This is a genomic window from Pseudomonas sp. TE50-2, assembly GCF_040813665.1.
Taxonomy (GTDB): Bacteria; Pseudomonadota; Gammaproteobacteria; order Pseudomonadales; family Pseudomonadaceae; genus Aquipseudomonas; species Aquipseudomonas soli.
Genome location: NZ_JBFNXN010000001.1, coordinates 4,726,924 through 4,739,519 on the forward strand (window position 1 = coordinate 4,726,924; position 12,596 = coordinate 4,739,519).

Here is a 12,596-nt window from a genome sequence, read left to right on the forward strand (position 1 = left end):
AGAGGAAAGCATGAGCAAGCAGATTCTGATTCTCCCAGGTGATGGCATCGGTCCGGAAATCATGGCCGAGGCGGTCAAGGTGCTGGAACTGGCCAACGACAAGTTCCAGCTCGGCTTCAGCCTCACCCACGACGTGATCGGTGGCGCGGCCATCGACAAGCACGGCGTGCCGCTGGCCGACGAGACCCTGGAGCGTGCGCGCCAGGCTGACGCCGTGCTGCTGGGCGCCGTGGGTGGCCCGAAGTGGGACAAGATCGAGCGTGACATCCGCCCGGAGCGCGGCTTGCTGAAGATCCGTTCGCAACTGGGCCTGTTCGCCAACCTGCGTCCGGCCATCCTCTATCCGCAACTGGCCGATGCCTCGTCGCTCAAGCCAGAGATCGTCGCCGGCCTGGACATCCTTATCGTCCGCGAGCTGACCGGCGGCATCTACTTCGGCGCGCCACGCGGCCAGCGTGAGCTGGAAGGCGGCGAGCGCCAGGCGTACGACACCCTGCCGTACAGCGAAAGCGAAGTGCGCCGCATCGCCCGCGTCGGCTTCGACATGGCCCGTGTACGCGGCAAGAAACTGTGCTCGGTGGATAAGGCCAACGTCCTGGCCTCCAGCCAGCTGTGGCGTGAAGTGGTCGAGGAAGTGGCCAAGGACTACCCGGACGTCGAGCTGAGCCACATGTACGTCGACAACGCCGCCATGCAGCTGGTGCGCGCGCCCAAGCAGTTCGACGTGGTGGTGACCGACAACATGTTCGGCGACATCCTGTCGGATGAAGCTTCCATGCTCACCGGTTCCATCGGCATGCTGCCGTCGGCGTCGCTGGATGCCGACAACAAGGGCATGTACGAGCCGTGCCACGGTTCGGCGCCGGACATCGCCGGGCAGGGTATCGCCAACCCGCTGGCGACCATTCTCTCGGTGTCGATGATGCTGCGCTACAGCTTCAACCAGACGGCCGCTGCCGAGGCGATCGAGCAGGCGGTGAGCCTGGTGCTTGACCAGGGCCTGCGCACCGGTGACATCTTCTCCGAAGGTTGCCGCAAGGTCGGTACGCAGGAAATGGGCGACGCAGTAGTCGCAGCGCTGCGGAATCTGTAATCTCTCTGGCCCGCCACCCAAAACTCCCGGTGGCGGCCCACTTTTAGCAAAGGTGTAGTTGCGATGAAACGTGTAGGTCTGATCGGTTGGCGTGGAATGGTCGGTTCCGTGCTCATGCAGCGGATGCTCGAAGAGCAGGACTTCGACCTGATCGAGCCGGTGTTCTTCACCACCTCCAATGTCGGTGGCCAAGGCCCGGCGGTGGGCAAGGACATTGCGCCGCTCAAGGATGCCTACAACATCGAAGAGCTCAAGACCCTCGACGTCATCCTGACCTGCCAGGGCGGCGACTACACCAACGAAGTATTCCCCAAGCTGCGCGAAGCCGGCTGGCAGGGCTACTGGATCGACGCGGCCTCGTCCCTGCGCATGCAGGACGACGCGGTGATCATCCTTGATCCGGTCAACCGCAAGGTCATCGACCAGCAGCTGGATGCGGGCACCAAGAACTACATCGGCGGCAACTGCACCGTCAGCCTGATGCTGATGGGGCTGGGCGGCCTGTTCGAAGCCGGCCTGGTCGAGTGGATGAGTGCCATGACCTATCAGGCGGCTTCCGGTGCCGGCGCGCAGAACATGCGTGAGCTGATCAAGCAGATGGGCGGTATTCACGCGGCGGTCGCCGACGACCTGGCCAACCCGGCCAGCGCCATCCTCGACATCGACCGCAAGGTGGCCGAGGCCATGCGTGGCGAAGGCTTCCCGACCGACAACTTCGGCGTGCCGCTCGCCGGCAGCCTGATCCCGTGGATCGACAAGGAGCTGCCGAACGGCCAGAGCCGCGAAGAGTGGAAGGCCCAGGCCGAGACCAACAAGATCCTCGGTCGCTTCAAGAGCCCGATTCCGGTCGACGGCATCTGCGTGCGGATTGGCGCCATGCGTTGCCACAGCCAGGCGCTGACCATCAAGCTGAACAAAGACGTGCCGCTGGCGGATATCGAAGGCATGATCAGCCAGCACAATCCTTGGGTGAAGCTGGTGCCGAATCAGCGTGAGATCAGCATGCAGGAGCTGAGCCCTACCCAGGTGACCGGGACCCTGAACGTGCCGGTCGGGCGTTTGCGCAAGCTGAACATGGGGTCGCAGTATCTCGGGGCCTTTACCGTTGGTGACCAGTTGCTGTGGGGGGCTGCGGAGCCGCTGCGGCGGATGTTGCGGATTCTGCTGGAGCGGTGATCTGGGTGGTTTGAGTTTGGATTTTGAAGGACCCGTGTTGCGAGAGTGATGCGGGTTTTTTTATTGGTGCTAGATTGGTTGTTGGTTGTTGGTTGTTGGTTGTTGGTTGTTGGTTGTTGGTTGTTGGTTGTTGGTTGTTGGTTGTTGGTTGTTTTGATTTTTTTATGCGCATTCATTTGCGATGTCGACGCATAGTCACCTTTCCGCCCTTACGGCGGCTTACTTTGGTCGTGGTGTATGGACCGGACACATGGTGGACACGTGTGCGGAGACATGGTTGACACTTTTCGGCAAGCAATCTGCCGGGAATACGACCATGCCTTGGAACGCGAGAGATGCCATGAGCTTAAGAGAAGAGTTCGTTAGCCTGGCCAATCACCCGGACGCCAACATGAGGGAGCTATGCCGTCGGTTCGGCATTAGCCCTCAGACGGGTTACAAATGGCTCAATCGATTTCGACAGGACGGCTTGCTCGGCTTGCAGGAGCGCTCTCGAAAGCCGGCCGTCAGCCCTCGCAAGACTCAGCCTGGGCTAGAAGAGGAAGTGATTGCCATCCGTAAGGAGCACTCCACGTGGGGTGGTCGAAAGATTAGTCACCTGCTTGATCAGCGCATCTGTGCCAGTACCGTAACCAATGTCCTGCATCGGCATGGATTGATCACCGCGGAGGCTTCCGAGGCTGCTAAACCATGGACACGCTTTGAGCGCGAAGCCCCGAATGATCTGTGGCAGATCGATTTTAAAGGTTTCTTCCAAACGGCTCAGGGACCTTGTTATCCGCTGACGCTGATTGATGACCACTCACGCTTTAACCTTGTGATACAGGCCTGCGCACATCAGCGCACAGGGTTGGTCATGGAGCACCTGACCGATCTGTTCAGCCGGTATGGGCTGCCCGTGCAGATCAACGCGGATAATGGCTCGCCCTGGGGGGCGCCAAGAAATCCCGGAGAACTCACACCGCTAGGTATCTGGTTGGTTCGCCTGGGAATTCGACTGACTTTCAGCAGGCCAGGCCACCCACAAACCAATGGTAAGGATGAGCGATTCCACCGGACGCTCAAGGCCGAGGTACTAACCGGGCGCAGTTTTCGGGATCTGCGAGAAGCGCAGGAAGCTTTCGACCTCTGGCGGGGCATTTACAACTACAAGCGTCCTCATCAGCAACTGGGCTACAAAGTACCGGCAGATCGCTATCAGATGAGCAGGCGGGCTTTCCCAAGCCGTCTACCGTCCGTTGAATACGGTCCCGATGATATTTTGGTGAAACCCTACAGCAGTCAGTTCCGCTTCAAGAAACGCTCATTTCGGATAGCCAAGGCGCTAGCAGGCTATGTGTTGGCGCTCCGCCGCAGCGATCAAGGGCCTGACCATTTTGATGTTTACTTCTGCCAGCACAAGCTGCGAACCATCGACTTCAACAACCCCGACGGTAAGCGATAATGTGTCCACCATGTCCCCGCACATGTGTCAGCGATGTCTCAAGTCCATACACCACGAGAAAAGTAGGCCGCCGTAAGGGCGGAAGGGTGATAATGCGTCGACATCGCCAATGAATGCGCATAAATAAATCAAAACCCACACTCTTGAACCCGAACCCGAACCCGAACCCGAACCCGAACCCGAACCCGAACCCGAACCCGAACCCGAACCCGAACCCGAACCCGAACCCGAACCCGCCCCTACCTCCCACCCCACAATCCAAGTAAAGTGCCGCTCCCCCGCCGTACCCCTGGAAAAGGAACCGATCTCATGACCCCCAACGCCCTGGACATAGCCGTAATCGGCGCCACCGGCACAGTAGGTGAATCCCTCGTCCAGATCCTCGAGGAAGTGGCCTTCCCGGTCTCCACCCTGCACCTGCTGGCCAGCATGGAATCCGCCGGCAGCAGCGTCATGTTCGCGGGCAAGAAACTGAAGGTCCGCGAAGTGGACAGTTTCGATTTCTCCCAGGTCAGGCTGGTCTTCTTCGCCGCCAGCCCCGCCGTAAGCCGCAGTTTCGCGCCCAAGGCCATCGCCGCCGGTTGCGCGGTGATCGACCTGTCCGGCGCCCTGGACGGCACCACCGCGCTGGTCCCGGAAGCCAACGGCGAGCGCATTGCCGAACTGTCGCAGCCCGCCCTGATCACCAGCCCGAGCGCCGGCGCAGTGGCCCTGGCCGTGGCGCTGGCGCCGCTCAAGGGTTTGCTCGATATCGAGCGCGTGCAGGTCAATGCCTGCCTGGCAGTTTCGGAGCAGGGCAGGGAGGCCGTCAGCGAGCTTGCCCGGCAGACCGCCGAACTGCTCAACGCACGCCCCCTGGAGCCGCGCTTCTTCGATCGCCAGGTCGCCTTCAACCTGCTCCCCCAGGTCGGTACACCCGATGAACAGGGCCACACCAATGTAGAACGCCGCCTGGTCAATGAACTGCGTCAGGTATTGGACCTGCCGCAACTGAAGATTTCCGTGACCTGCATTCAAGTCCCGGTGTTTTTCGGCGATAGCTTCAGTGTCGCCGTGCAAAGCCGTAATCCGGTCGACCTGATGGCCGTCAACGCCGCGCTGGAGGCTGCCGACGGCATCGAGCTGGTCGAGCCGGGTGATTATCCGACGCCTGTAGGTGACGCGGTGGGCCAGGACGTGGTCTATGTTGGACGTGTACGCCACGGTGTCGATGAAGACCAGCAGCTCAACCTCTGGCTGACCACCGACAATGTGCGCAAGGGCGCGGCGCTCAACGCCGTGCAGGCGGCACAATTGTTGATAAAACACATGGCGTAAAAGATACTGCGAGCTATTTTGTCCTGCACCGCACCAGGGTTTTCGGGACGTTTCATACAAGGGAAGAGTTCATGCTTCGAATTCGCAAACTGGTTCTGGCCATCGCGGCAGCCTCGGCGCTGTCGTCCGGGGTGGCGAACGCTCTGGGGTTGGGTGAGCTGACCCTCAAGTCGGCGCAGAACCAGCCGCTGGATGCCGAGATCGAACTGCTCGACGTGCGCGACCTCTCCGCGGCGGAAATGGCGCCAAGCCTGGCGTCGCCGGAAGAGTTCGCCAAGGCCGGGGTGGCCTTCCCGCCTTACCTCGAAGACCTCACCTTCACGCCGGTGATCAACCCCAACGGCAAGAGCGTGCTGCGGGTTACTTCCAGCAAGGCGCTGCCGGAGCCGGTGGTCAAGTTCCTGGTCCAGGTCATGTGGCCCCAGGGCCGCCTGCTGCGCGACTACAGCGTGCTGCTCGACCAGGCCCAGGCCCAGGGTAGCCAACCGGCCCCGGCTGGCATCAACCCGGCTGTCAGTGCGGGCAGCTACACCACCAAGCGCCGTGACACCCTCTGGCAGATCGCCGCGCGCAACACCAATGGTGGCTCGATCCAGCAGACCATGCTGGCCATCCAGGCACTGAACCCGGATGCCTTCATCGGCAACAACATCAACCAGCTCAAGACCGGCCAGGTGCTGCGCCTGCCCGATCAGCAGCAGGTGCAGAGCATTCCCCAGGCCCAGGCCAACCGCGAAGTCGCCGAGCAGTACGCCGCCTGGCGCGAAGGCCGCCGCCTCGGCCCGCGTGCACGGCAGCTGGATGCCACCCGCCGTGGCGAGGCTGGCGCGGCCCCCGCGCGCATCGCCCAGGGCGACAACCTGCGCCTGGTGGCGCCGGGCGGCAAGGGCGCGGCCGGCGAGGCCAAGGCGCTGGGCGACAAGCTGGCCGTGGCCCAGGAAAGCCTCGACACCAGCCGCCGCGACAACGATGAACTCAAGAGCCGCATGGTCGACCTGCAGAGCCAGCTGGACAAGCTGCAGCGCCTGATCGAGCTGAAGAACGACCAGCTGGCGCGTCTGGAGGCCCAGGGCGCCGCGGCCCCACAGCCACCGGCAGCGGCGCTGCCGGGCGAGCCGGCTCCGGCGCAACCTGCGGTGAACGCGCAATTGACCCCTGCCGAGCCCGTGGTCGCCCCGGCGCCTGCCGCGGCCGACACCGCGCCACAGGACGCGGCAGCCGAGGCGCCGGCCAGCGAAGAGCCCGGCATGCTCGACCAGCTGCTGGGCAACCCGCTGCTGTTGGGCTTGATTGCCGGTTCCGCATTCCTGGTGCTGCTGTTGTTGTTGCTGCTTCTGGCCCGCAAGCGCAAGGCCCAGCAGGAAGCTGAAAAGCACCTGCGCATGGCCCGTGCCCTGGCCGAGGATGGCGAGCGTGGCCCGGACCTGGACCTGCCGCCGAGCAGTTTTGAAGGTCTGGATGTGTCGGCGCCAAGCGTGACCCTGTCGCCTGCGGTAGTCGCGGCTTCGGCCGCTGCGGCCGTTGCGGCGGAGAAGCCTGCGGTGCCTGCCGACGTCGTCGCCCCGGCGGCTGATCCGCGCGCGGCTTTGCTGGCCGAGGTGGATGAAAGCCTGGCCCGTGGTCGCCTCAACCACGCCGCCGACCTGCTCGAAGCGGCGGTGGCCTCCGAGCCGCAGCGCAGCGATCTGCGCCTTAAACTGATGGAAGTCTACGCACGTCAGGGCGACCAGGACGCGTTCGCTGGCCAGGAGCGCAAGCTGGCGGTCAACGACGCGAACCAGGCCGAGGTCGCCGCGCTCAAGGAGCGCTTCCCGGCCATGCTGGGTGTCGCGGCGGTGGCGGCAGGCGCTGCCGGGGCCGCGGCCCTGGCAGCCGAGCTGGATGAGCAGTATGTCCAGGACCTGCTGCAGGACAAGGAGCTGGAGCTGGGTGAAAGCGCGCCGGAGCTCGTCGTGGAGCCGGTCGTGGCGGCCGAGCCAGAACCTGAGCCAGAGCCTGTGGTCGAAGAGGCCGACCTGGACAGCGCCTTCGACCTGAGTCTGGGCGATGATCTGCCGGCAGATGACCACTTCGACATGGCCGGTCTCGAGGACCTGGTCGTCGAGGCGCCCGAGGTCGAGGCTGCGCCCGCCGTTGCCGAAACCGATGCCGACGACGACTTCGAGGCATTGCTCGCCCAGGCGCAGGCGACACCGCAAAATGTCGACGACTTGGCCGAATTCGACCTGGATGTCGCCGAAGACCCGGTGGCTCCGACCGGCAGCGAGGAAGCCCCGGTGGACGTGGCGGCCGAGCTGGCGGCCTTCGAGGCGATTCCGGAGTTCGATCCGATCTCCGAGCTGGAGCTGCCCGAGGACTTCGACCTGTCGCTGTCGCTGGACGACGACTCGCCGGCGGCGAAGAACTTCGCCTCGGAGCTGGACGACGTCAACGCCGAGCTCGACAAGCTGTCGCAGAACCTCGAGACCCCATCGGTTGCGCAGCCATCGTTCACCGCCGAGGATGCGGCGCTGGAGCCTGAGCCGCTGGACGACCTGGACTTCGACTTCTTCTCCGGCGCCGACGAGGTGGCCACCAAGCTCGACCTGGCCCGTGCCTACATCGACATGGGCGACCATCAGGGCGCCCGTGACATCCTCGACGAAGTGGTCAAGGACGGCGACGACAGCCAACGCCAGGAAGCCAACGAGATGCTCTCGCGCCTGGTCTGACGCAAAGCTGTACATCGCGGGGCAAGCCTGCCTTCACGCAAGACGTGGGGGCGGGCTTGCCCCGCGATCATTTCGGCCCCTGCACGGTTTGCCGGTATACTCCCGCCTTTCGTTTCATCATCAGGTTTGCCGCTCTTGGACATCATCGACACCGCCGCCGCCGAATCGGCTGCCGAAGGCTACACCCGCATCGCTTTGGGCGTGGAATACAAGGGCTCGCGCTATCGCGGCTGGCAACGCCAGGCCAGCGGCGTGCCGAGTGTCCAGCAGGCCCTGGAACAGGCGCTGTCGACGGTGGCCAACGAACCTATCTCGGTGATCTGCGCCGGGCGCACCGATGCCGGCGTCCATGGCTGCGGGCAGATCGTGCATTTCGACACCCGCGCCGTGCGCGACGAGCGCGCCTGGACCCTGGGCACCAACTTCAACCTGCCCCACGACATCAGTGTGGTCTGGTCGGCGCCCATGCCTGCGCATTTCCATGCCCGCTTCAAGGCCACCGCGCGGCGCTACCGCTACGTGATCTACAACGACCCGATCCGCCCGGCGCACCTGGCCGAGGAAGTCACCTGGAACCACCGCCCGCTGGATGTCGAGCGCATGGCCGAGGCTGCGCAGTACCTGCTGGGCACCCATGACTTCAGCGCCTTCCGCGCCAGCCAGTGCCAGGCCAAGTCGCCGATCAAGCACATCCATCACCTGCGTGTGACCCGGCATGGGCGGATGATCGTGCTGGATGTGCGTGCCACCGCGTTCCTGCACCACATGGTGCGCAACATTGCCGGCGTGCTGATGACCATCGGTGCCGGCGAGCGTCCGGTGGAGTGGGCCCGTGAGGTGCTGGAGGGGCGCAACCGCCGTGACGGCGGGGTGACCGCGCACCCTTACGGTCTTTACCTGGTGCAGGTGGAGTACCCGGAAGAATACGCGTTGCCGCAGCGTTACATCGGCCCACACTTTCTTACTGGCTACGAGGCGCTGGCGGACTGACGGAGCACAGGTCATTTGCTACCATCGGCGCTTTCCCGATCACTCAAGGTTCGCTGTCCATGAGCAATGTTCGCAGCAAGATCTGCGGGATTACCCGCATCGAGGATGCCCTGGCCGCGGTCGAGGCCGGCGCCGACGCCCTCGGTTTCGTCTTCTATGCGAAAAGCCCGCGGGCGGTGGATGTGCGTCAGGCGCGGGCGATCATCGACGCGCTGCCGCCGTTCGTGACCACCGTGGGGCTGTTCGTCAACGCCTCGCGCTGCGAGCTCAACGAGATCCTCGAAGTGGTTTCCCTGGACCTGCTACAGTTCCACGGCGATGAAACCCCGGCCGATTGCGAGGGCTACCACCGCCCCTGGATCAAGGCCCTGCGGGTGCGCCCGGGGGATGACCTGGAGGCCGCCTGCCGGCACTACGCTGGCGCTCGCGGCATCCTGCTGGATGCCTATGTACCAGGCGTGCCGGGAGGAACCGGCGAGGCGTTCGACTGGTCACTGATTCCGCAACGCCTGAGCAAGCCGATCATCCTTGCCGGTGGCCTGTCGGCCGACAACGTCGCCGAGGCCATTCGCCAGGTGCGCCCGTACGCGGTGGATGTCAGCGGCGGCGTGGAGCAGGCCAAGGGCATCAAGGATGCGGCGAAGATCGAAGCCTTCATGCAGGCGGTCAAGCACGCGTGAACGCGGATGTGACGGCTGGCCGCGCGCCATCGTCCATAGCTTTCGCAGCCCGGTGCTGCCAGGCCGCGCCAGAGCGCGGGGCATGCCGGGGAAGAATTGGAGGTGGGGCGGCCCGAGGTCGGCCCATCGTCGCTTTACAGAAGAATTTGAGCTCAAGGGCAGGGCGGGGCCGAGAAGGTCTCCCCGGCCAATACTGGAGAAAGCAAGCATGAGCAACTGGTTGGTAGACAAACTGATCCCTTCGATCATGCGTTCCGAGGTGAAGAAGAGCTCGGTGCCGGAAGGGCTGTGGCACAAGTGCCCGTCCTGCGAAGCCGTGCTGTATCGCCCGGAGCTGGAAAAGACCCTCGACGTCTGCCCTAAGTGCAACCACCACATGCGTATCGGCGCCCGCGCGCGCATCGATATCTTCCTCGATCCAGAAGGTCGCGCCGAACTGGGCGCCGACCTGGAGCCGGTCGACCGCCTGAAGTTCCGTGACGGCAAGAAGTACAAGGACCGCCTGACCGCCGCGCAGAAGCAGACCGGCGAGAAGGACGCGCTGATCTCCATGAGCGGCACCCTGATGGGCATGCCGATCGTGGTCAGTGCCTTCGAGTTCTCCTTCATGGGCGGCTCGATGGGCGCCATCGTCGGCGAGCGTTTCGTGCGCGCTGCCAACTACGCCCTGGAAAACCGCTGCCCGATGGTCTGCTTCTCCGCTTCCGGCGGCGCGCGCATGCAGGAAGCGCTGATCTCGCTGATGCAGATGGCCAAGACCTCCGCCGTGCTGGCGCGCCTGCGCGAAGAAGGCATCCCGTTCATCTCGGTGCTGACCGACCCGGTCTACGGCGGCGTTTCCGCCAGCCTGGCGATGCTTGGCGACGTGATCGTCGGCGAGCCGAAGGCGCTGATCGGCTTTGCCGGCCCGCGGGTTATCGAGCAGACCGTGCGCGAGAAGCTGCCGGAAGGCTTCCAGCGCAGCGAGTTCCTGCTGGAGCACGGTGCCATCGACCTGATCATTTCCCGTGACGAGCTGCGTCCGCGCCTGGCCCGCCTGCTGGCGCAGATGACCGGCCAGCCGACCCCGGAAGCGGCCAAAGAGGTCGCCGCGGTCGCGTGATGAACCAGCGCAGCCTGGGCGACTGGCTCGCCTACCTCGAACAGTTGCACCCCTCGGCCATCGACATGGGCCTGGAGCGCTCGCAACAGGTGCTTGCGCGCCTGGGGCTGGGCACGCTGGCGCCCCGTGTGGTCACGGTGACCGGCACCAACGGCAAGGGCTCGACCTGCGCCTTCATGGCCGCGTTGCTGCGCTCGCAGGGGCTAAGGGTCGGGGTGTACAGTTCGCCGCATCTGCTGCGTTACAACGAACGGGTGCTGATCGATGGCCAGGAGGTCAGCGATGAGCGCCTGTGTGAAGCGTTCGCTGCGGTGGAGGCGGCGCGTGGCGACATCTCGCTGACCTATTTCGAGATGGGCACCCTGGCGGCGTTCTGGTTGTTCAAGCACTCCGCGTTGGACGCGGTGGTGCTTGAGGTCGGCCTGGGTGGTCGGCTGGATGCAGTCAACCTGGTGGATGCCGACGTGTCGCTGGTCACCAGCATTGGCGTCGACCACGTCGATTACCTGGGCGATAGCCGCGAGTCGGTAGCCTTCGAGAAGGCGGGAATCTTCCGTCGGGGTAAACCGGCGCTGTGCGGTGACCTTGATCCGCCGCAGCCTTTGCTGGACAAGGTGCGCGAGCTGGATTGCCCGTTCTTCCTGCGTGGACGTGATTTCGACCTGGATAGCAGCGTTGATCACTGGCATTGGCGTGGTCGCCAGCTCGACGGTTCGCCCGTTGAACTGCGTGACCTGCCGTTGCTCGACCTGCCCATGGAGAATGCCGCCCTGGCCTTGCAGGCCTTCCTGCTGATGGGGCTGCCGTGGGATGCCGGCAAGGTTCGTCAGGCTTTGCTGGATACCCGTATCACCGGTCGCCTTGACCGGCGTGGGCTGTCATTCCAGGGTAAGCGTGTCGAGCTGTTGCTGGACGTCGGTCACAATCCGCACGCCGCCGAGTACCTGGCCCGCCGCCTGGCGGCGCGCCCGGTGAAGGGGCGACGCCTGGCGGTCTTCGGCCTGTTGGCCGACAAGGACCTGGCCGGCGTGCTTGCGCCGCTGCGCGGTCAGGTCGCCGACTGGGCGGTGGCGCCGCTGGACACGCCACGCAGCCGCCCGGCCGCGGAGCTGGCGGATGCCTTGACGAACCTCGGTGCGACGGTGAAGTCTTACGCCAGTGTTGCGGCTGCCCTCGAAGGGCAGTGCGCCCAGGCGACGGCGGATGACCAGATCCTGCTGTTCGGTTCGTTTTTCTGCGTCGGCGAGGCCCTGGCCTGGCTTGAGCGGCAGGTTTCCGAGGATGGAGTAGATGGCAGTGCTGGATAAAGGGATGAAGCAGCGCATGGTCGGTGCGCTGGTGCTGGTGGCGCTGGCGGTGATCTTCCTGCCGATGCTGTTCACTCGCGAGGACGAGATGCGCCAGGTGCGTGTCGAGGCGCCCGAAGCGCCGGCCATGCCCAATCTGCCCCAGGTGCAGGTGGAGCCTGTGCAGGTACCGGAGCCGCAACCGCTGCCGGAGCAGAACGACCAGCCGGTAGTGGTGGTCGACGAGTCCACGTCGCCGGTGACGGCGCCAAGCCAGCCCATCGCGCCGGTAACGACCGTGGCGCAGCCCAAGCCGCAGACGCCAGTGCCGACGCCGCCGGTCTCCAAGGTGGAGCCCCGTCCGGCGCCTGCACCGAGCGCGGCGCCTGCCGCTCCTGCGGCCAAGCCTGCTGCGCCTTCGAAGATCGACGTCAACGGCCTGCCGGTGAGCTGGTCGATCCAGCTGGCCAGCCTGTCCAACCGGGCCGGTGCCGAGAACCTGCAGAAGACCCTGCGCAGCCAGGGCTACAACGCCTATATCCGTTCGGCGGATGGCATGAACCGGGTATTCGTCGGGCCGTTGATCGAGCGGGCAGAAGCCGAGCGCCTGCGTGACGTGATCAATCGCCAGCAGAACCTGAAAGGTATCGTCGTGCGTTTCCAGCCGGAGCGTGGTTGACATCCGTCGCGGGGCAAACCGGCTCCCGCCTGTCGCGTGGGGTGGGCTTGCCCCGCGATGGTTTCAATCCTGTAAAGCTGTCCCCAGAGTCAGCCTGCAGCCCTTCAAACACCTGACA

General features: G+C 64.5%; 10 protein-coding genes. All 10 read left to right on the forward strand.

Features of this window, described 5'->3' with window-relative positions:
• The first annotated feature begins 10 nt into the window (after nt 1-10).
• Nucleotides 11-1,093 (forward strand): 3-isopropylmalate dehydrogenase, encoded by a 1,083-nt coding sequence (gene leuB, locus AAHK21_RS21665; RefSeq protein ID WP_046854721.1) that lies wholly within the window; start codon nt 11-13, stop codon nt 1,091-1,093.
• Between the two features lie 63 nt (nt 1,094-1,156).
• Complete coding sequence (gene asd / locus AAHK21_RS21670; protein ID WP_023630514.1) at nt 1,157-2,269, forward strand: aspartate-semialdehyde dehydrogenase; 1,113 nt, start codon at nt 1,157-1,159, stop codon at nt 2,267-2,269.
• 316 nt (nt 2,270-2,585) lie between these two features.
• Complete coding sequence (locus tag AAHK21_RS21675; protein ID WP_367856616.1) at nt 2,586-3,713, forward strand: IS481 family transposase; 1,128 nt, start codon at nt 2,586-2,588, stop codon at nt 3,711-3,713.
• Nucleotides 3,714-4,022: 309 nt separating this feature from the next.
• Nucleotides 4,023-5,030 carry an aspartate-semialdehyde dehydrogenase gene (locus AAHK21_RS21680; protein WP_367858291.1) on the forward strand — a complete coding sequence of 336 codons (1,008 nt, stop codon included), beginning with the start codon at nt 4,023-4,025 and terminating at the stop codon, nt 5,028-5,030.
• A gap of 71 nt (nt 5,031-5,101) precedes the next feature.
• Nucleotides 5,102-7,741 (forward strand): FimV/HubP family polar landmark protein, encoded by a 2,640-nt coding sequence (locus AAHK21_RS21685; protein ID WP_367858292.1) that lies wholly within the window; start codon nt 5,102-5,104, stop codon nt 7,739-7,741.
• A 135-nt stretch (nt 7,742-7,876) separates the two neighbouring features.
• Complete coding sequence (gene truA, locus AAHK21_RS21690) at nt 7,877-8,731, forward strand: tRNA pseudouridine(38-40) synthase TruA (RefSeq protein WP_023632367.1); 855 nt, start codon at nt 7,877-7,879, stop codon at nt 8,729-8,731.
• Nucleotides 8,732-8,790: 59 nt separating this feature from the next.
• Nucleotides 8,791-9,411 (forward strand): phosphoribosylanthranilate isomerase, encoded by a 621-nt coding sequence (locus AAHK21_RS21695; RefSeq protein ID WP_046856435.1) that lies wholly within the window; start codon nt 8,791-8,793, stop codon nt 9,409-9,411.
• A 208-nt stretch (nt 9,412-9,619) separates the two neighbouring features.
• Complete coding sequence (gene accD / locus AAHK21_RS21700; RefSeq protein ID WP_028690439.1) at nt 9,620-10,513, forward strand: acetyl-CoA carboxylase, carboxyltransferase subunit beta; 894 nt, start codon at nt 9,620-9,622, stop codon at nt 10,511-10,513.
• Nucleotides 10,513-11,820 carry a bifunctional tetrahydrofolate synthase/dihydrofolate synthase gene (gene folC / locus AAHK21_RS21705; RefSeq protein WP_367858293.1) on the forward strand — a complete coding sequence of 436 codons (1,308 nt, stop codon included), beginning with the start codon at nt 10,513-10,515 and terminating at the stop codon, nt 11,818-11,820. Before accD ends, folC begins: the two co-directional genes overlap by 1 nt.
• Nucleotides 11,804-12,478, forward strand: coding sequence for an SPOR domain-containing protein (locus AAHK21_RS21710; protein WP_367858294.1), 675 nt, complete (start codon nt 11,804-11,806; stop codon nt 12,476-12,478). The genes folC and AAHK21_RS21710 overlap by 17 nt, the downstream gene beginning before the upstream one ends.
• The last annotated feature ends 118 nt before the right edge of the window (nt 12,479-12,596 follow it).